The 21,011-nt window shown below is 62.8% G+C and carries 12 protein-coding genes and 1 pseudogene; 11 read left to right on the top strand and 2 right to left on the bottom strand.

The annotated features are described in order from the left end of the window. Positions 1-232: 232 nt before the first annotated feature. From rplJ to AC630_RS01590, 6 genes and pseudogenes are all read left to right on the top strand, one after another. Positions 233-754 carry a 50S ribosomal protein L10 gene (rplJ, locus tag AC630_RS01615; RefSeq protein ID WP_074116758.1) on the top strand — a complete coding sequence of 174 codons (522 nt, stop codon included), beginning with the start codon at positions 233-235 and terminating at the stop codon, positions 752-754. A gap of 54 nt (positions 755-808) precedes the next feature. Then, positions 809-1,186, top strand: a complete 378-nt coding sequence (rplL, locus tag AC630_RS01610; protein ID WP_074116749.1) for a 50S ribosomal protein L7/L12 — start codon at positions 809-811, stop codon at positions 1,184-1,186. A 478-nt stretch (positions 1,187-1,664) separates the two neighbouring features. Next, entirely contained in the window at positions 1,665-5,783 is a 4,119-nt protein-coding gene (gene rpoB, locus AC630_RS01605; RefSeq protein WP_074116748.1) for a DNA-directed RNA polymerase subunit beta, read from the top strand. Between the two features lie 129 nt (positions 5,784-5,912). Then, positions 5,913-10,112, top strand: a complete 4,200-nt coding sequence (gene rpoC, locus AC630_RS01600) for a DNA-directed RNA polymerase subunit beta' (RefSeq protein WP_074116747.1) — start codon at positions 5,913-5,915, stop codon at positions 10,110-10,112. A gap of 193 nt (positions 10,113-10,305) precedes the next feature. After that, positions 10,306-12,370 (top strand): annotated as a pseudogene (locus AC630_RS01595) (FAD-dependent oxidoreductase). 132 nt (positions 12,371-12,502) lie between these two features. Continuing rightward, positions 12,503-14,536 (top strand): ABC transporter ATP-binding protein, encoded by a 2,034-nt coding sequence (locus AC630_RS01590; protein WP_074116746.1) that lies wholly within the window; start codon positions 12,503-12,505, stop codon positions 14,534-14,536. Here the strand turns inward: AC630_RS01590 and AC630_RS01585 are convergent. Together AC630_RS01585 and AC630_RS43290 are read right to left on the bottom strand one after the other, a co-directional pair. After that, positions 14,452-15,702 (bottom strand): FAD-dependent oxidoreductase, encoded by a 1,251-nt coding sequence (locus AC630_RS01585; RefSeq protein WP_074116745.1) that lies wholly within the window; start codon positions 15,700-15,702, stop codon positions 14,452-14,454. The genes AC630_RS01590 and AC630_RS01585 overlap by 85 nt on opposite strands. A gap of 23 nt (positions 15,703-15,725) precedes the next feature. Further along, a complete protein-coding gene (locus AC630_RS43290) occupies positions 15,726-15,992 on the bottom strand; it encodes a hypothetical protein (protein WP_143197733.1) in 267 nt (88 codons plus the stop codon). A 381-nt stretch (positions 15,993-16,373) separates the two neighbouring features. Between AC630_RS43290 and rpsL the strand changes: the two genes are divergently transcribed. The 5 genes from rpsL (at position 16,374) to rpsJ (ending at position 20,959) form a co-directional block, all read left to right on the top strand. Continuing rightward, a complete protein-coding gene (gene rpsL / locus AC630_RS01580; RefSeq protein ID WP_007603006.1) occupies positions 16,374-16,745 on the top strand; it encodes a 30S ribosomal protein S12 in 372 nt (123 codons plus the stop codon). 15 nt (positions 16,746-16,760) lie between these two features. Further along, positions 16,761-17,231 (top strand): 30S ribosomal protein S7, encoded by a 471-nt coding sequence (gene rpsG / locus AC630_RS01575; protein WP_008136420.1) that lies wholly within the window; start codon positions 16,761-16,763, stop codon positions 17,229-17,231. Positions 17,232-17,264: 33 nt separating this feature from the next. Continuing rightward, the gene (fusA, locus tag AC630_RS01570) at positions 17,265-19,337 is read left to right on the top strand and encodes an elongation factor G (RefSeq protein ID WP_074116744.1); all 2,073 of its coding nucleotides are present in this window, start codon (positions 17,265-17,267) and stop codon (positions 19,335-19,337) included. A 40-nt stretch (positions 19,338-19,377) separates the two neighbouring features. Beyond that, positions 19,378-20,568 carry an elongation factor Tu gene (gene tuf, locus AC630_RS01565; RefSeq protein WP_074116743.1) on the top strand — a complete coding sequence of 397 codons (1,191 nt, stop codon included), beginning with the start codon at positions 19,378-19,380 and terminating at the stop codon, positions 20,566-20,568. Positions 20,569-20,650: 82 nt separating this feature from the next. Then, positions 20,651-20,959, top strand: coding sequence for a 30S ribosomal protein S10 (gene rpsJ / locus AC630_RS01560; protein WP_002712302.1), 309 nt, complete (start codon positions 20,651-20,653; stop codon positions 20,957-20,959). The last annotated feature ends 52 nt before the right edge of the window (positions 20,960-21,011 follow it).

The raw sequence follows: 21,011 nt of genomic DNA, 5'->3' as shown, positions 1-21,011 counted from the left end.
GTGAAGACCGGATTTCACTTCGCGCCCAACCTTAAGGGGTGGTCGCGAAACGGGTCTGGTTCGGACCTCGACACGCCGTGGGCTTTAAGGGCTCCCGGAGGGCAGGCTTTGAATTGTCGTCTTGCCCGGCGTGTCCGATGGGTTTTGGCCCGGAGGTTCAGGTTTGGGCGGGACGATGGGTGCAACCCGGCGGTCCCGCTTTTTGCGATGACCGCCAACCGGAGAGAGCTTGCTGTGGAACGAGCGGCAAAAAAAAGAGGCGGTCGAACAGCTCAATGGGGTCTTCAAGACCACGGGCGTCGCGATCGTTGCTCAATATTCCGGCCTGACCGTTGCCCAGATGCAGAAGCTGCGTATGCAGATGAAGCAGGCTGGCGCCTCGGTGAAGGTCTCGAAGAACCGTCTCGCCAAAATTGCTCTTGAAGGCACTGACGTCGTTAACATCGGCCCCATGCTGAAGGGACCGACCGTGATCGCCACTTCGAACGATCCGGTAGCGGCGCCAAAGGTCGCCGTCGAATTCGCCAAGGCGAACGAAAAGTTCGTCATCGTCGGCGGCTCGATGGGAAAGACCGTCCTGAATGTCGACGGCGTGAAGGCGCTTGCCTCGCTGCCGTCGCTTGACGAGCTGCGTGGCAAGATCGTCGGCCTCATCGTGGCCCCGGCGACCAAGCTGGCCCAGCTCGCCAATGCGCCCGCGGGCAAGCTCGCGCGCGTCATCCAGGCTCATGCCTCAAAGGGCGAAGCGGCCTGACGCCCTTCGCAAAACTCAAACCCGAACCAGACTTACACGTAAGGAAACTGAACAATGGCTGACTTGCAGAAGATCGTTGACGACCTCTCGAGCCTCACCGTGCTCGAAGCTGCCGAACTCGCGAAGCTCCTCGAAGAGAAGTGGGGCGTTTCGGCTGCCGCGGCTGTCGCCGTGGCCGGCCCGGCCGGTGGTGGCGCTGCCGCCGCTCCGGCGGAAGAGAAGACCGAGTTCACGGTTGTTCTCGCCGGCGCCGGCGACAAGAAGATCGAGGTCATCAAGGAAGTCCGCGCCATCACCGGTCTCGGCCTGAAGGAAGCAAAGGACCTCGTCGAGGGTGCTCCGAAGCCGCTGAAGGAAGGCGTGAACAAGGAAGAAGCCGACAAGATCAAGGCCCAGCTCGAGAAGGCTGGCGCGAAGATCGAGCTCAAGTAAGCAGGCCTTGCTTGCGCGGGATCTCGGGTCGGTCGAGACTTGGGATCTTGGTCCCCCGTCGAAGGGTGGGCCTCATGCAAAAGGCGTGCGACGGAACGTTCCGCCGCAGGCCGAACACGAAAAAGTGTGGGGATTTGAGGGGTTACCCCTCGAATCTCCACTATTGTCGCCCCATATCGGGTCAACAGCACGAAAGCGCGGTGGGCGGGGATGCCGGATTTCCCTGTAAGCCGTTGGGAGAGCAGGCTATTTCGGGCTTTTGCAGTCCGTGAAGACGATCGTTGTGACGGGCGGGCGCGCATATGCGCCCCGCGCGTCGTTTTGCGTTTTGAAGGTCTGAAGAACAGATTCAGGACATTTTCGCCTGAAGCTGAGTCTCCGGCCCCCAAAACGGGTTCGAAAAATTCAACCCGGGGAGCGGTGGCAGCCGCGTTCCGGACGGCGCGCCCAGAGCGGGCGACGAAAATGAGAGGCCACGATGGCGCAGCAGACATTCACCGGTCGCAAACGCGTTCGCAAGTTTTTCGGACACATCAAGGAAGTCGCCGAGATGCCGAACCTCATCGAGGTTCAGAAGGCGTCCTATGACCAGTTCCTGATGGTCGACGAACCCCAGGGCGGCCGGGCCGATGAAGGCTTGCAGGCGGTGTTCCGCTCGGTGTTCCCGATCTCCGATTTCTCGGGCACCTCGATGCTGGAATTCGTCCGCTACGAGTTCGAGCTGCCGAAGTACGACGTCGACGAGTGCCGCCAGCGCGGCATGACCTTCGCGGCGCCCCTCAAGGTGACGCTGCGCCTCATCGTGTTCGATATCGACGAGGAAACCGGCGCGAAGTCGGTGAAGGACATCAAGGAGCAGGACGTCTACATGGGCGACATCCCGCTCATGACGATGAATGGCACCTTCATCGTCAACGGCACCGAGCGCGTCATCGTCTCGCAGATGCACCGTTCGCCCGGCGTGTTCTTCGACCACGACAAGGGCAAGACCCATTCCTCGGGCAAGCTGCTGTTCGCCGCCCGCGTGATCCCGTATCGCGGCTCCTGGCTCGACATCGAGTTCGACGCCAAGGACATCGTCTATGCGCGTATCGACCGTCGCCGCAAGATTCCGGTGACGTCGCTGATGTTCGCGCTCGGCCTCGACGGCGAGGCGATCCTCAGCACGTTCTACAAGAGGATTCTCTACAAGCGGACCAAGGAAGGCTGGCGCGTTCCGTTCGACGCCAACCGCTTCCGCGGCTACTCGACCATCAACGACCTGATCGACGCCGACACCGGCAAGGTCGTGCTCGAGGCCGGCAAGAAGCTCACCGTGCGTGCCGCCCGCCAGCTCCAGGAGAAGGGGCTGAAGGCCCTGCGCCTGTCGGACGAGGAGCTCGTCGGCAACTACCTCGCCGAGGACCTCGTCAATCCCAAGACCGGCGAGATCCACGCGGAGGCCGGTGAAGAGATCACCGACAAGCTCATGAAGGCCCTCAACGAGCAGGGCTACAAGGAGCTGCCGCTGCTCGACATCGACCACGTCAATGTCGGTGCCTACATCCGCAACACGCTCTCGGCCGACAAGAACATGACGCGCGAGGACGCGCTGTTCGACATCTATCGCGTGATGCGTCCGGGCGAGCCGCCGACGCTGGATTCGGCGCAGGCCATGTTCCAGTCGCTGTTCTTCGACGCCGAGCGCTACGACCTGTCCGCGGTCGGCCGCGTCAAGATGAACATGCGCCTCGACCTCGATGCGCCCGATACCCAGCGTACGCTGCGCAAGGAAGACATCCTCTCCGTCATCAAGACGCTGGTGGATCTGCGCGACGGCAAGGGCGAGATCGACGACATCGACCATCTCGGCAACCGCCGTGTGCGTTCGGTCGGCGAGCTCATGGAGAACCAGTACCGCATCGGCCTCCTGCGCATGGAGCGCGCAATCAAGGAGCGCATGTCCTCGGTCGACATCGACACGGTCATGCCGCAGGACCTGATCAACGCGAAGCCGGCCGCTGCCGCCGTGCGCGAGTTTTTCGGCTCCTCGCAGCTCTCGCAGTTCATGGACCAGACCAACCCGCTGTCGGAGATCACCCACAAGCGGCGCCTGTCGGCGCTTGGACCGGGCGGTCTGACCCGCGAGCGCGCCGGCTTCGAGGTGCGCGACGTGCATCCGACGCATTACGGCCGTATCTGCCCGATCGAGACGCCGGAAGGTCCGAACATCGGCCTGATCAACTCGCTCGCGACATTCGCGCGCGTGAACAAGTACGGCTTTGTCGAGACGCCTTATCGCAAGGTGAAGGACGGCCGCGTCACCGACGAGGTCGTGTACCTCTCGGCGATGGAGGAGGGCCGCTACACGGTCGCGCAGGCCAACGTGCCGCTCGATCCGAAGGGCCGCTTCACCGAAGATCTCGTCGTCTGCCGTCACGCCGGCGAAGTCTTGCCGGTGACGCCGGACAAGGTCGACTACATGGACGTGTCGCCGAAGCAGCTCGTTTCGGTCGCCGCGGCGCTGATCCCGTTCCTCGAGAACGACGACGCCAACCGCGCGCTGATGGGCTCGAACATGCAGCGCCAGGCGGTGCCGCTGGTTCGCGCCGAGGCGCCGTTCGTCGGCACCGGCATGGAAGGCGTGGTTGCGCGTGACTCGGGTGCTGCGATCGCGGCGCGCCGTTCGGGCGTGATCGACCAGATCGACGCCACCCGCGTCGTCATCCGCGCCACGGAAGATCTCGATCCGACCAAGTCGGGCGTCGATATCTACCGCCTGATGAAGTACCAGCGCTCCAATCAGTCGACCTGCATCAACCAGCGTCCGCTGGTGAAGGTCGGCGACATCGTCAAGAAGGGCGACATCATCGCCGACGGTCCGTCGACCGATCTCGGCGAGCTCGCGCTCGGTCGGAACGTGCTGGTCGCGTTCATGCCGTGGAACGGCTACAACTTCGAAGACTCGATCCTGCTCTCCGAGCGGATCGTGAAGGAAGACGTCTTCACCTCGATCCACATCGAGGAGTTCGAGGTGATGGCCCGCGACACCAAGCTCGGACCTGAGGAAATCACCCGCGACATTCCGAACGTTTCGGAAGAAGCGCTGAAGAACCTCGACGAAGCCGGCATCGTCTACATCGGTGCGGAAGTGCGCGCCGGCGACATCCTGGTCGGCAAGATCACGCCGAAGGGCGAAAGCCCGATGACGCCGGAAGAGAAGCTTCTGCGCGCCATCTTCGGCGAGAAGGCCTCCGACGTCCGCGACACCTCGCTGCGCGTTCCTCCGGGCGTGCAGGGCACCATCGTCGAGGTGCGCGTCTTCAACCGTCACGGCGTCGACAAGGACGAGCGTGCGCTGGCGATCGAGCGGGAAGAGATCGAGCGTCTGGCCAAGGACCGCGACGACGAGCAGGCGATCCTGGACCGCAACGTCTACAACCGTCTTGCCGAGCTCCTCGAGGGCCGGCAGGGCATCTCCGGTCCGAAGGGCTTCAAGAAGGACACCAAGATCACCCGTGCGGTGCTCGAGGAGTATCCGAAGTCGCAGTGGTGGCTGTTCGCCTCGCCGAACGACAAGCTGATGGCCGAGATCGAGGCCATGCGGAAGCAGTACGACGAGTCGAAGAAGGGGCTCGAGCAGCGCTTCCTCGACAAGGTCGAAAAGCTCCAGCGCGGTGACGAGCTGCCGCCCGGCGTGATGAAGATGGTCAAGGTCTTCGTCGCGGTGAAGCGCAAGATCCAGCCCGGCGACAAGATGGCCGGCCGCCACGGCAACAAGGGTGTGGTGTCGAAGATCGTGCCGATCGAGGACATGCCGTTCCTCGAGGACGGTACGCATGCCGACATCGTGCTCAACCCGCTGGGCGTGCCCTCGCGCATGAACGTCGGACAGATCCTCGAGACCCATCTCGGCTGGGCCTGCGCCGGCCTCGGCAGGCGTATCGGCCAGACGGTCGATGCCTACCTGTCGAAGCAGGACATCAAGCCGCTGAAGGAGACCTTGAAGAAGGTCTACGGCGAGGACGAGACGATCAAGTCGCTCAACGACGGCGAACTGATCGAGCTCGGCCGCAATCTGAGCCACGGCGTGCCGATCGCGACGCCGGTGTTCGACGGCGCCAAGGAAGCCGACATCGAGGAGATGCTGAAGCTTGCCGGTCTCGACGCTTCGGGTCAGTCGACCGTCTATGACGGCCGCACCGGCGATGCCTTCGATCGCAAGGTGACGGTGGGCTACATCTACATGCTCAAGCTGCACCATCTCGTCGACGACAAGATCCACGCGCGTTCAATCGGTCCGTACTCGCTCGTCACCCAGCAGCCGCTGGGCGGCAAGGCGCAGTTCGGCGGCCAGCGTTTCGGCGAAATGGAGGTGTGGGCGCTCGAGGCTTACGGCGCGGCGTACACGCTCCAGGAGATGCTGACCGTGAAGTCGGACGACGTCGCCGGCCGTACCAAGGTGTACGAGGCGATCGTGCGCGGCGACGACACGTTCGAGGCCGGTATTCCGGAATCGTTCAACGTGCTCGTCAAGGAAATGCGCTCGCTCGGCCTCAACGTCGACCTGCACAATTCCAAGGTGGGACCGGCGCCGACGTCGGAAGCGGCCGAGTAATACGACCTTTCATGCCCGGCCGTCACGGCCGGGCATCGGCGCCTTTCCCGAGGCCTTGAGGGCAGGGCGCCCCGCTCGAGTGATTTTCGAATTTGCTGCCGGAGGCGACCGGTACGCGAGGAGAAGACGATGAACCAAGAAATTATGAATCTCTTTAACCCGACGACGCCGGCTCAGGTCTTCGACCAGATCCGGATCTCGATCGCGTCCCCGGAGAAGATTCTGTCCTGGTCCTACGGCGAGATCAAGAAGCCGGAGACCATCAACTACCGTACCTTCAAGCCCGAGCGCGACGGCCTGTTCTGCGCGCGTATCTTCGGGCCGATCAAGGACTATGAGTGCTTGTGCGGCAAGTACAAGCGCATGAAGTACAAGGGCATCATCTGCGAGAAGTGCTCGGTCGAGGTCACGCTGTCGCGCGTCCGGCGCGAGCGCATGGGCCATATCGAGCTCGCGGCTCCCGTCGCCCATATCTGGTTCCTGAAGTCGCTGCCCTCGCGCATCGGCCTTCTGCTCGACATGACGCTGAAGGATCTCGAGCGGATCCTCTACTTCGAATACTACGTCGTGCTGGAGCCGGGCCTCACCGCGCTGAAGGACCGTCAGTTGCTGTCGGAAGACGAGTATCTGAAGGCGCAGGACGAGTACGGCCAGGATTCCTTCACCGCCATGATCGGCGCTGAAGCGATCCGCGAGCTGCTCAAGGGCATGGACCTCGAGAAGCTCGAATTGTCCTTGCGCGCGGAGATGCAGGAGACCGACTCCGACATCAAGCACAAGAAGCTCGCCAAGCGCCTGAAGATCGTGGAAGCGTTCCGCCACTCCGGCAACAAGCCGGAATGGATGATCATGACCGTGGTTCCGGTGATCCCGCCGGACCTGCGTCCGCTGGTGCCGCTGGACGGCGGCCGCTTCGCGACGTCGGACCTCAACGACCTCTACCGCCGCGTCATCAACCGCAACAACCGCTTGAAGCGGCTGATGGAGCTGCGCGCGCCGGACATCATCATCCGCAACGAGAAGCGCATGCTTCAGGAGGCCGTCGACGCGCTGTTCGACAACGGCCGCCGTGGCCGCGTCATCACCGGCGCCAACAAGCGCCCGCTGAAGTCGCTCGCCGACATGCTCAAGGGCAAGCAGGGCCGCTTCCGCCAGAACCTGCTCGGCAAGCGCGTCGACTATTCGGGCCGTTCGGTGATCGTGGTCGGTCCCGAGCTGCGCCTGCATCAGTGCGGCCTGCCGAAGAAGATGGCGCTCGAGCTGTTCAAGCCGTTCATCTATTCGCGGCTTGACGCCAAGGGCCTGTCCACCACCGTGAAGCAGGCGAAGAAGCTGGTCGAGAAGGAGCGGCCCGAGGTCTGGGACATCCTCGACGAGGTGATCCGCGAGCATCCGGTGCTGCTCAACCGCGCACCGACGCTGCATCGTCTCGGCATCCAGGCGTTCGAGCCCGTGCTGATCGAAGGCAAGGCGATCCAGCTCCACCCGCTGGTCTGCGCCGCCTTCAACGCCGACTTCGACGGCGACCAGATGGCCGTGCACGTTCCGCTGTCGCTTGAAGCGCAGCTGGAAGCGCGCGTCCTGATGATGTCGACCAACAACATCCTGCATCCGGCGAACGGCCAGCCGATCATCGTGCCGTCGCAGGACATCGTGCTTGGTCTCTACTACGTCTCCATCATGCGCGAAGGCCTGCCCGGCGAGGGCAAGCTGTTCGGCGACATGGCGGAGCTCGAGCACGCGCTGCACTCGAAGGTCATCCACCTTCACACCAAGATCAAGTACCGGTGGGAAGGCATGGACGAGAGCGGCAAGGTCTCCAAGCGCTGGATCGAGACCACCGCCGGCCGCGTCATGCTCGGCAACCTCCTGCCGAAGAATCCGCGGGTTGCGTACGAGATCATCAACAAGCTGATGACCAAGCGCGAGATCTCCGGCGTGATCGACCAAGTCTACCGCCACTGCGGTCAGAAGGAGACTGTGATCTTCTGCGACCGCATCATGGCGCTCGGCTTCTACAACGCGTTCAAGGCCGGCATCTCGTTCGGCAAGGACGACATGGTCGTGCCGCACGGCAAGTGGAAGATCGTCGACACCACCCGTACGTTGGCGAAGGATTTCGAGCAGCAGTACAACGACGGTCTGATCACCCATGGCGAGAAGTACAACAAGGTCGTCGACGCCTGGTCGAAGGCCACGGAAGAAATCGCCAAGGCGATGATGAAGGAGATCTCCGCCACCAAGAAGACGGCGAGCGGAGCCGATGCCGACATCAACTCGATCTACATGATGGCTCACTCCGGTGCCCGCGGTTCGCCGGCCCAGATGCGCCAGCTCGCCGGCATGCGCGGCCTGATGGCCAAGCCCTCGGGCGAGATCATCGAGACGCCGATCATCTCGAACTTCAAGGAAGGCCTCTCGGTGCTCGAGTACTTCAACTCGACCCACGGCGCCCGCAAGGGCCTCGCGGACACCGCGTTGAAGACCGCGAACTCCGGCTACCTGACCCGTCGTCTCGTCGACGTCGCGCAGGACTGTATCATCACGCAGGACGACTGCGGCACCAAGCTCGGCATCAAGATGCGCGCCATCGTCGATGCCGGCACCGTGGTCGCTTCGCTCGGCTCGCGCATCCTCGGACGCACGGCCTGCGATGACGTGCGTGACAGCTCGGGTACGGTGATCATCAAGCGCGGTACGCTGATGGAAGAGAGCCATCTTGATGCCATCCAGCAGGGTGGTGTCCAGGAGGTGAAGATCCGCTCGGCGCTGACTTGCGAGCTCGTCAACGGCATCTGCGGCAAGTGCTACGGCCGCGACCTCGCCCGCGGCACGCCGGTCAACCACGGTGAAGCCGTCGGCGTCATCGCGGCGCAGTCGATCGGCGAGCCTGGTACCCAGCTCACCATGCGCACCTTCCACATCGGTGGTGCGGCGCAGCTCAACGAGCAGTCGTTCGTCGAATCCAACTTCGACGGCAAGATCGTGATCAGGAACAAGGCTATCGCCCGCAACAGCGAAGGTCACCTGATCGCGATGGTCCGCAACATGGTGGTGGCGATCGTCGATGCCGACGGCACCGAGCGTGCGACGCACCGTATTCAGTACGGCTCGCGCCTGCACGTCGACGAGGGCGACAACGTCAAGCGCGGCCAGCGTATCGTCGAGTGGGATCCCTACACCCGTCCGCTTCTCACCGAGGTGGAAGGCACCATCGGCTTTGAGGATCTGGTCGAAGGGCAGTCGATCTCGGAAACGCTGGACGAGGCCACCGGTATCGCCAAGCGCGTGGTCATCGACTGGCGCTCGACCCGCGGCGGTTCGGACCTGCGTCCGGCCATCGTGGTCAAGGGCAAGGATGGCAAGGTGCTCAAGCTCGCCCGTGGCGGTGATGCCCGCTACATGCTGTCGGTCGACGCCATTCTCTCGGTCGACATCGGCGCCAAGGTCGCGCCGGGCGACATCCTCGCCCGTGTCTCGACCGAAAGCGCCAAGACGCGTGACATCACCGGCGGTCTGCCGCGGGTGGCGGAACTGTTCGAGGCACGGCGTCCGAAGGATGCGGCGATCATCGCCGAAATCGCGGGCACCATCCGGTTCGGGCGCGACTACAAGAACAAGCGTCGCATCTCGATCGAGCCGATGGACAAGACCGACGAGCCGCGCGAGTACCTGATCCCGAAGGGCAAGCACATCCACCTTCAGGACGGCGACGTCGTCGAAAAGGGCGACTTCATCGTTGAAGGCAACCCGGCACCGCACGACATTCTCGCGGTCAAGGGCATCGAGGAACTCGCGGCCTATCTGGTCAACGAGATCCAGGAGGTCTACCGGCTCCAGGGCGTGCTCATCAACGACAAGCACATCGAGGTGATTGTCCGTCAGATGCTCCAGAAGGTGGAAGTCACCGACCAGGGCGACACGGATATGATCTCCGGCGAGCAGGTCGACAAGATCGAGTTCGACGCGCTGAACGAGAAGGCCAAGGAAGAGGGCAAGAAGATCGCCACGGGTACGCCGGTTCTGCTCGGCATCACCAAGGCGAGCCTCCAGACCCGCTCCTTCTTCTCGGCGGCCTCGTTCCAGGAGACCACCCGCGTCCTCACGGAAGCGGCGGTCAACGGCAAGGTCGATCCGCTCGAGGGCCTCAAGGAGAACGTCATCGTCGGCCGGCTGATCCCGGCGGGCACCGGCGCCTCCATGGCCAAGATCCGCGAAGTCGCGATGAAGCGCGACAAGCTGATCCTGGACGAGCGCGAGAAGCAGGCGGCCGTCGTGTCGCCCGCGCCGCCAGAAGCGGAGCCGATGGCGCTGCCGCCTGCGGAATGATGGTTCATCCGTAGGAATACCGAGGATAACGAAAAGGCCGGCGAAAGCCGGCCTTTTTGCTGCTTTGTTTGCCTGTTGCGGTGCGGGATCAACCTTTGTTCATCTTTCCTTCAGGCGCAAAAGCGCTTCTGCTAGGGGAGCTTAGACCGGTGGATCCCGTGACGGGGGCAGGGCCGGAGACCACGGAACTCTGATGCTTGATCTCGCAATCGTAGGCGGCGGCCCTGGCGGGCTGATGAGCGCCTGGTATCTGAAGCGTAAGCTCGGCGATCTCTGCCGCGTCACCATCTACGAGGCGTCCGACCGGCTCGGCGGCAAGATCGCCACCCGCAAATTCGATTCCGCGCCGGCGATGTACGAGGCCGGCGTTGCCGAGATCTACGACTACTCGATGACCGGCCCCGATCCGCTGCGCGAGCTGATCCAGCATTTCGGTCTGCAAACCATTCCGATGGATGCCGAGCAGGTGCAGTTCGGCGGCGAGCTCGTCAACGACGTGCCTGGCATGCGCCGCAAATACGGCGCCAAGACCGCGGCTGCGATCGAGGCGTTCCGCAAGCGCTGCACCGAGGCGATGTCGCCGATCGAGTATTACGAAGGCGTCGGTGCGCACGACAACGAGAACCCCTGGGCCTACAAGACCGCCGAGCAAGTGCTCGACGAGGAGGTCGAGGACGAAACGGCAAAGCGTTTCTTCAAGGTGATGGCGCGCTCCGACATCGCGACCGAGAGCCACAACACCAACGGGCTCAACGCGCTGAAGAACTATCTGATGGATGTTGACGGCTATATCGGTCTCTATTCCATCCAGAACGGCAATGAGCAGCTGATCGAATGCCTGCAGTCGGAAGTCAATGCCGACATCCAGCTCAATCATCGCGTGCTGACCGTCGGCAAGGCGCCGACCGGCCGCTATCAGCTCAAGATGATGAACGGGAAGGGGCCGGAGACGCGCGACTTCGATCTCGTGCTGGTCTGCCTGCCGCATTCCTGGCTCGCCACCGTCGGCTGGGAAGGCGAGCAGCTCCGCAAGTCGATGGTCAAGCACGTCTCTTACTTCGACCGTCCCGCGCATTACCTGCGCGTCTCGATCCTGTTCGACACCCCGTTCTGGGGCGACAAGATTCCCGGCGCCTGGTTCATGTCGGAAGCCTTCGGCGGCTGCTGCGTCTACAACGAGGGCGCGCGCCACGACGTCGGCAAGCACGGCGTGCTGAACTGGCTCATTCCCGGTTCGGACGCGCTGGCCTTCGCCAATATGTCGGATCAGGAGCTGATTGATGCCGCGCTGAAATCGCTGCCGGCCTCGCTCGGCGATGCGCGTTTGCATTTCATGGAAGGCAAGATCCACCGCTGGCTGTCGTCGGTGAATGCGCTGCCGGGCGGTTTGCCCGTGCGCGACGTCATGACCAATCACCGGCCGGAGCCGAAGGAACATCCCGGCATTGTCGTGGTCGGCGATTATCTGTTCGATTCGACACTGAATGGCCTGCTCGACTCCTCGGACGCCGCGACCGATATCATCCTGACCGAGATGATGCGACTGCGCCGCGAGCGCGCGCAGGAGGACGGCAAGCCGGTCTCCGACAAGATCGATCGGGACTATTTCGAGAACTATCGCGGACTTGGTCCCTATAGCGAGGCGTGGCGTCATTTCAGCGATCCCGATTATCTCAGCAAGCTGATCGGCATCGTCTGGGGCAAGGCGAAGGACGCCAAGCTGTTGGTCGCGGGCTCGGCCAGCGGCGAGCTGGTTGGTGCGCTGCGCGAGCGCGGCATCGACGCCTGGGGTATCGAGAACAACCGTGCGATCCACGCCAGGACGCCGAAGGCGCTGAAGAAGTACAACAAGCTCGGCTCGATCACCGACATGCCGTTCAAGGACGGCGCGTTCGACTTCGTGTTCGAGACCAGCCTCTGCCATGTTTCCCCGAAGCAGGTGGTCCGTGCCATCCGTGAGCTCAACCGCGTGGTCAAGACCGGTGTCGTGTTCGGCTCGATCACCTCGGACATGGCCTCGGTGATGATCGACCGCTACGATCTCCTGCGGGGGGGTCAAGAAGCTCGGCACCTGGTGGGAATGGTCCGAACTGTTCTTCGGCAACGGCTTCGACCTGTCGATGCACCGCAAGGACTGCACCGATGCGCTCTGGGAGGCGACGCTCGCCGCCAACAAGGGCCCGGGCCAGTGGTACGCCGACGCCGACAGCTTGCGCTATTCGTTCTTCGACAAGGTCGAGGACGAGGACGACGGTTAGCAGTAGGATCACAGCGGATTCGCCAATTGCTTTGCCGAATTCATCATGATCGCATAGAATCGGTGCAATAGCGGTAGCCGCTATTTCCTGCTTTCTCTGCGGTCATGCCGGCCGTCAGCATCGGTTGGTATCATGGCGTCCAAGCCTCTCTCGCCCGACAAACAGAAGCTCGCCGTGGAAGAGGCGGCTGAGCTCGACGACAAGCTCGCCGCCGCCGCCAAGCCGGACCTCGAAGACGACGAGGACGACGAAGACGAGGAGGATGACGAGCTGGAGCTCGATGACGACGATGAGGACGAGGACCTCGTCGTCTTTACCGCGCGCGAGGCCGCCGGCGCGCTCGCGACCATTCTCGGGTTCGTCAAACCCTTCCTGGCCAACTACAAGCGGATACTGTCATTCGTGGCGTTCGGCGTCGTCGTCGAGACGCTGTTCAACGTCATCATGCCGCTTAGCCTGAAGTTCCTGATCGACGACGCGCTCGGCGAGGAGGATTTCCAGGCGCTCTACAAGATCCTCGGCGTGCTGGCGGTTGCCGGCATCTTCACCTCGATCATCGCAGTCTGGTACGAGCGCTGGGACGCGCGGCTCGCGGCCCGCATCATCTCCGACGTCCGCAAGCGCCTGTTCGAGCACGTCCAGGACCTGCCGGCGGCCTATTTCGGCCGCACCAAGCGGGGCGAGATCCTGTCGCGCTTCTCGGTGGACCTCTCGGCCTTCGAAGGTTCGGTCAAAACATTCGCCAATAGTGCCGCGCTGCCGTTCCTGGAATTGATCGCCGGCATCATCCTGATGGTGTTCCTGAACTGGCAGCTCGCCGTCGTCGCGCTCCTGGTGTTCCCGATCACGCTGGTCGGCCCGCGCATCCTCACCCCGAAGGCGGTGCAGGCCAATTACGAGCAGAAGCTCAACGAGAGCGCGCTACTCGGCATGGTGCAGGAGAACGTGGCGGCGCAGGCCGTGATCAAGGCGTTCAGCCTTCAGCGCAAGATGTTCGGCTTCTTCACCTTCCGCAATGACGAGACGCGCAACAGGATCGCCTCGGCCGGGTTCCTGTCGACCATGGTGGAGCGGACCGTCACCATCTCGGTTCTGTTGCTGCACCTCGTCGTGCTCGCGATCGGCGCCTATCTGGCGACCAAGGGCCAGATCACCATCGGCACCTTCGTCACCTTCGAGAGCGCGTTCTGGGAGGTCTCCTACAACATCGCTCATGTGATGCATTTCATCCCGGTGTCGATCTCCTCGGCCGCCGCGATCCGCCACATGCAGGAACTCCTCGACGAGCCGACGCGCGGCGCCGATCGCCCCGGCGCGCCCGATCTGCCGCGGATCACCAACGACATCACCTTCGACCATGTCACCTTCCAGTATGAAGGCAGCCAGACGCCGGTGCTGGACAATCTCAGCCTCAGGCTCAAGGTCGGCAAGCGCATCGCCATCGTCGGCCCCAGCGGCTCCGGCAAGAGTACGCTGCTCAATCTGATCCTGCGGCTCTACGTGCCCGACGAAGGCCGCGTCACCATCGATGGCGTTGACGTCCGCAAGGTGACGCTGGATTCGCTGCGCCGGAGCATGGCGGTGGTGTTCCAGGAGAACATGCTGTTCAACATGTCGATCCGCGAGAACATCCGGCTCGGCAAGGAGGGCGCGACCGACGAGGAGGTGGAGGAGGCGGCCAAGAAGGCGGAGATCCACCGCTACATCATGAGCCTGCCGCAACGATACGACACGCAGGTCGGCGAGCGCGGCGATACCCTGTCGGGCGGCCAGCGCCAGCGCATCGCGATCGCGCGCGCGATCATCCGCAATCCGTCGTTGCTGCTGCTGGACGAGGCCACCTCCGCGCTCGACCAGACCACGGAAGCCGCGATCAATCGCACGCTGCTGAAAGTTGCCAAGGGACGCACCATGATCTGGTCGACCCATCGCCTGACCTCGGTGGTCGAGATGGACGAGATCATCGTGATTTCAGGGGGCAGGGCGATCGAGCGCGGCTCGCATGCCGAGCTGCTCGCCAAGAACGGCACCTATCGCAAGCTCTGGAACGACCAGATCCATCAGCCCCACGGCGCTGCGGCTCACGCCGACGACGACAGCGACGATGAGGATGATGAAGACGACCTCGACGAGGATGATGAGGACGAGGACGACGAGGAGGAGTGACCGAGGAAGTTCGGCTCCAGGTGGAAGGCTCGTCCAGCCGGCCGCAGCATCCCCTGAACCGACCACGCGATGAAGCGCGCCCAGCGCTGCGCGGTCCAGTAGGGGCTCGTGCCAATCGAAACCGAGCGGAAGTCGAACGCCTTGGCGGCCGACCATCGATCGCAGGCCTGTTTGACCGGGTCAGCGTAGAATGCGGCGATCTTGGCCGCGGCCATTCCGTCTGAAGCGAGCCACTGCGGGATGTAGACGTTGCAGAGCCGCTCGACGTCGGTGAAGACCTTGTCGCAGCCGGTGCCGGCAACGGGGCAGGAGGTCGAGAAGGCATCGCCAACCAGCACGACGCCGGGCTGGCCGCGGGCGTCGTTCACATAGAGATCGACCGGGCGGATCTTCAGCTCACCTGGGATATCGAAGGCGCCGGTGATGCGCTTGAGCCGCGGCAGCGTGGCGTGCAGCGTCTCGGCGGGCGCACGGCGCAGCTCGCGCAGCCAGGGATCGTCGAAGCCGCGGTAGACGAACAGATTGGCGCGCATCCGCGTGCCGATCGGAAACAGCGTGATGTAGGGGATGCGGTCGCTCGGCTGCTCCGAGAAATAGGTTAGCGCCGGGAAGTCGAACGAATTCCGCCCAGCCGGCGCCACGTCGAACCCGATCGAGATCGAGTGGCAGGCGCTGACGACTGTTCGCGCGATTCCGAGCTGGTGGCGGAGACCAACGTTCAGGCCGTTGGCAAGCACGAGCAGGCGGGCTGAGATCGTCTCCGCGTTGGAGAGCACGACCTTTTGCCGTTCCGGGCTCGTTTCGACCGAGACGGCCTTGGCGCAGATGCGCTCGACGGCAACAGGGATTTCATCGCGGACCGCGTTGACCAGGGAACCGTAGAGGATGTTGAACTGCCGGCTCGGGGCCTTGTCGAGCAGGTGGCCGAATCGGGCGATCCAGTTCTCGCCGGCAAAGGTCGCGCGGCGCAGCACCGATTCTGCGATTCCGGTCCGCAAGAATCGCTCGACCTGCACGTGTCCGCTGAGTTTTTCGACGCGAAAATCCGCCGGATAGGTGTCATGCGGATCGATCAGCATTGTCGAAATGCCGGCGCGGCCGAGCATCGCGGCGGCGGTCGAGCCTGACAATCCCCCGCCGATGATGGCAATGTCGGTGTACCGCATGACGCAAATCTCTGCCGCAGGCGTCAGATTGCCGCATCAACCGGAAAAAAAGCCTTAGCGAGGGTTATAAAAGTATATTTTACCCTGATATAAATACCTTTTGGGCTGGCGGGACCGTTGTCCCGTTCCCATATCCTGGAGGCGCGGTGAGTGCGGGCAAACGGCGATTTTGACAGGTGCCAGAAGCGCTTTCCGACTGTCGTTTCGCCTTGACTTGATCGATTCTCACTTATAGAAAGCGCCTCACTTAACGACAGGCGGTGAGCATCGCCAACGTCGGAACGGGCCACCCGTTGATCTCCAGGGATCGCTAAAGGCGGGCACCAACCTCGACGAATGCCGCTCAAACGCTGTCGATCATAGCTAGGCAATGCCAGTGCGATTTTAGTTCTCTTGAGCTCGTTCTCTTGAGATCGATTTCGGATGCATGACCTCGGTGCGCGGGCCGCAGCTTCACGCTGAGCGGCCCAAATACTGCGGTCCTCTGTGGCGTCGAAGCGCTTTCCGCTCAGTGATGGAGCGGTTGGCGCAATTTCGCTTTGCGCGGGTTCTTCCGCGAAAGGTGGCCTCGTCGGGCGGGTAGCTCGAAACGAATTTGCGGTCCCGGCAACGGGCCGCGCCAAGACAGCGGACCTGCAAGGGGCCGCGGCAGAACAAAGGGTAAGGCCAGGATGCCGACGATCAACCAGCTGATCGCACAACCGCGTGAAGTGCAGAAGTCGCGCAAGAAGGTGCCGGCGCTGCAGCAGTCGCCGCAGAAGCGCGGCGTTTGCACGCGCGTCTACACCACGACCCCGAAGAAGCCGAACTCGGCGCTTCGTAAGGTTGCCAAGGTGCGCCTGACCAACGGCTTCGAGGTGATCGGCTACATCCCGGGTGAGGGCCATAACCTCCAGGAGCACTCGGTGGTCATGATCCGCGGCGGCCGCGTCAAGGACTTGCCCGGCGTGCGCTACCACATCCTCCGCGGCGTTCTGGATACCCAGGGCGTCAAGAACCGTAAGCAGCGTCGTTCGAAGTACGGCGCGAAGCGTCCGAAGTAAGCGGGAACCAGCTCAATGTCTCGTCGCCACTCAGCGGAAAAGCGCGAAGTCCTTCCCGATCCGAAGTTCGGGAACATCATCGTCACGAAGTTCATGAACTCGGTGATGTATGCCGGCAAGAAGTCGGTCGCCGAAGGCATCGTCTACGGTGCGTTCGGTATCATCGAAAGCAAGACCAAGCAGAACCCGCTCGGCGTGTTCGAGCAGGCACTCGAGAACGTCATGCCGACGATCGAAGTGCGCTCCCGCCGCGTCGGCGGCGCGACCTACCAGGTTCCGGTCGAGGTTCGCTCGACCCGCCGGCAGGCCCTTGGCATTCGTTGGCTGATCTCGGCTGCGCGCGAGCGCAATGAAAAGACGATGACGGAGCGGCTCTCGGCTGAGCTTCTGGACGCATCGAACAACCGCGGGAACGCCGTCAAGAAGCGTGAAGACGTGCACCGGATGGCCGAAGCCAACCGCGCCTTCTCGCATTATCGCTGGTAACGGCGACACACTCGGACTCGCAAGGAACGACCTATGCCCCGCCAACATGCCATCGAGGACTACCGTAACTTCGGTATCATGGCGCATATCGACGCCGGCAAGACCACGACGACCGAGCGCATCCTCTATTACACCGGCAAGAGCCACAAGATCGGCGAAGTGCACGAAGGTGCCGCGACGATGGACTGGATGGAGCAGGAGCAGGAGCGGGGCATCACGATCACCTCGGCTGCGACCACCGCCTTCTGGGCTGGCAAGCGCCTGAACATCATCGACACCCCCGGCCACGTCGACTTCACCATCGAGGTCGAGCGTTCGCTGCGCGTGCTCGACGGCGCCGTATGCGTGCTCGACTCCAACCAGGGCGTCGAGCCCCAGACCGAGACCGTCTGGCGCCAGGGCGACAAGTACAAGGTTCCGCGCATCGTCTTCTGCAACAAGATGGATAAGACCGGCGCGGATTTCTACAAGTGCCTGTCCGATATCGTCGACCGTCTGGGCGCCAGGCCCGTGGCGATTCAGCTTCCGATCGGCTCCGAGAATAACTTCAAGGGCATGATCGACCTCGTTCGCATGCAGGCGCTGGTCTACAATCAGGACTCGCTTGGCTCGATGTACGATGTCGAGGCGATTCCTGCTGACCTCGCCGACAAGGCGAAGGAGTATCGCGAGAAGCTGGTGGAAGCCGCCGTCGAGCTCGACGATGACGCCATGGCTGCTTACCTCGACGGCAACGAGCCGGACGAGGCGACGCTGAAGAAGCTCATCCGCAAGGCCGTTCTCACCGGTGCTTTCTATCCGGTTCTTTGCGGCACCGCGTTCAAGAACAAGGGCGTGCAGCCGCTGCTCGACGCGGTTGTCGCTTACCTGCCGTCGCCGCTCGATGTGCCCGCCATCAAGGGCACCGACGACAAGGGCAACGAAGTCGTGCGCAAGGCGGACGACAAGGAGCCGCTCGCGCTGCTCGCGTTCAAGATCATGGACGACCCGTTCGTCGGCACCATCACCTTCTGCCGCATCTACTCGGGCATCCTGCAGAGCGGCACGGGCGTCGTGAACTCGACCCGTGAGAAGAAGGAGCGCATCGGGCGCATGTTGCTGATGCATGCGAACAACCGCGAAGACATCAAGGAAGCCTATGCTGGCGACATCGTCGCGCTGGCCGGCCTGAAGGAAGCGCGCACCGGTGACACGCTGTGTGATCCCGACAAGCAGGTGATCCTGGAGAAGATGGAATTCCCCGAGCCGGTCATCGAGATCGCGATCGAGCCGAAGTCCAAGGCCGACCAGGAGAAGCTGGGCGTGGCGCTGGCCAAGCTCGCCGCGGAGGATCCGTCCTTCCGCGTGTCGACCGATCAGGAGTCTGGTCAGACCATTCTCAAGGGCATGGGCGAACTCCATCTCGACATCAAGGTCGACATCCTCAGGCGCACCTACAAGGTCGACGCCAACATCGGCGCGCCGCAGGTTGCGTTCCGTGAGCGCGTCACCAAGAAGGCCGAGGTCAAGTACACCCACAAGAAGCAGACCGGCGGCACCGGGCAGTTCGCGGAAGTGTCGATCGTGGTCGAGCCGAACGAGCCCGGCAAGGGCTACGAGTTCGAGTCCAAGATCGTCGGCGGTGCGGTTCCGAAGGAATACATCCCCGGCGTCGAAAAGGGTCTCAACAGCGTGATGAGCTCTGGTGTCGTCGCGGGCTTCCCCGTGGTCGACGTCAAGGTTCAGCTCGTCGACGGTAAGTATCACGACGTCGACTCGTCGGCGCTCGCCTTCGAAATCGCATCGCGCGCGGCATTCCGCGAAGCCTTGCAGAAGGGCAAGTCCGTGCTGCTCGAGCCGATCATGAAGGTCGAGGTGGTGACCCCGGAAGACTACACCGGCTCGGTCATCGGCGACCTGAATTCCCGGCGCGGTCAGATCCAGGGTCAAGACATGCGTGGCAACGCCAACGTCATCAACGCGATGGTGCCGCTCATGAACATGTTCGGTTACGTGAATAACCTGCGCTCGATGAGCCAGGGTCGCGCAACCTTCACCATGCAGTTCGACCACTACGCAGAAGCGCCGGCTAACGTGTCGGCAGAAGTCCAGAAGAAGTTTGCCTGATTGTCGTCGGTCTCAAGCTGACGATTGAACGGAGAGTCAAATGGCCAAAGCAAAGTTTGAACGTAACAAACCGCACTGCAACATCGGCACCATCGGTCACGTCGACCATGGCAAGACGTCGCTGACCGCGGCGATTACCAAGGTTCTCGCCGAAGCCGGCGGTGCGACGTTCACCGCGTACGACCAGATCGACAAGGCACCGGAAGAGAAGGCGCGCGGCATCACGATCTCGACCGCGCACGTCGAGTACGAGACGCCGAACCGCCACTACGCCCACGTCGACTGCCCCGGCCACGCCGACTACGTGAAGAACATGATCACCGGCGCTGCCCAGATGGACGGTGCGATCCTGGTCGTGTCGGCTGCTGACGGCCCGATGCCGCAGACCCGCGAGCACATCCTGCTCGCCCGCCAGGTCGGCGTGCCCGCGCTTGTCGTGTTCCTCAACAAGTGCGACATGGTCGACGATCCGGAGCTGCTCGAGCTCGTCGAGCTCGAAGTCCGCGAGCTGCTCTCGAAGTACGAATTCCCCGGCGACAAGATTCCGATCATCAAGGGTTCGGCGCTCGCCGCTCTCGAAGATTCGGACAAGAAGCTCGGCCACGACGCCATCCTCGAGCTGATGAAGAACGTCGACGAGTACATCCCGCAGCCGGAGCGTCCGATCGACCAGCCGTTCCTGATGCCGGTTGAAGACGTGTTCTCGATCTCGGGCCGCGGCACCGTCGTGACCGGCCGTGTCGAGCGCGGCGTCGTCAAGGTCGGCGAGGAAATCGAGATCGTCGGTCTGCGTGCGACCCAGAAGACCACGGTCACCGGCGTCGAAATGTTCCGCAAGCTGCTCGATCAGGGCCAGGCCGGTGACAACATCGGCGCGCTGCTCCGCGGCACCAAGCGCGAGGACGTCGAGCGCGGCCAGGTTCTGGCCAAGCCGGGTTCGGTCAAGCCGCACACCAAGTTCAAGGCTGAGGCCTACATCCTCACCAAGGAAGAGGGCGGTCGCCACACCCCGTTCTTCACCAACTACCGTCCGCAGTTCTACTTCCGCACCACCGACGTGACCGGTGTCGTGCACCTGCCGGAAGGCACCGAGATGGTGATGCCGGGCGACAACATCGCGATGGAAGTGCACCTGATCGTGCCGATCGCGATGGAAGAGAAGCTCCGCTTCGCGATCCGCGAAGGCGGCCGTACCGTCGGCGCCGGCGTCGTCGCCTCGATCATCGAGTAATTACGCGAATAGGGATTGGCGAGTAGCGAGTGGTGACATTCGCTATTCGCTATTCGCCACCCACTGAAGAGAGACCACGGCAATGAACGGCCAAAACATTCGTATCCGTCTCAAGGCGTTCGACCATCGTATTCTCGATACGTCGACGCGTGAGATCGTGAACACGGCGAAGCGCACCGGCGCGCAGGTCCGCGGACCCATTCCGCTGCCCACCCGCATCGAGAAGTTCACCGTCAACCGTTCGCCCCACGTCGACAAGAAGAGCCGCGAACAGTTCGAGATGCGCACCCACAAGCGTCTGCTCGACATCGTCGATCCGACCCCGCAGACCGTCGACGCTTTGATGAAGCTCGATCTGGCCGCCGGTGTCGACGTCGAGATCAAGCTCTAAGATTTTTGGATCCCGTCCGCGCAAGCGGACAGAAAGAACAGGAAGCAAGCCG

It is taken from the genome of Bradyrhizobium sp. AS23.2, assembly GCF_001908185.1.
In the GTDB taxonomy this organism is placed as follows: Bacteria; Pseudomonadota; Alphaproteobacteria; order Rhizobiales; family Xanthobacteraceae; genus Bradyrhizobium.
Note: the sequence above shows the minus strand (reverse complement) of the source record. Positions and strands in the feature narration are given on the sequence as shown.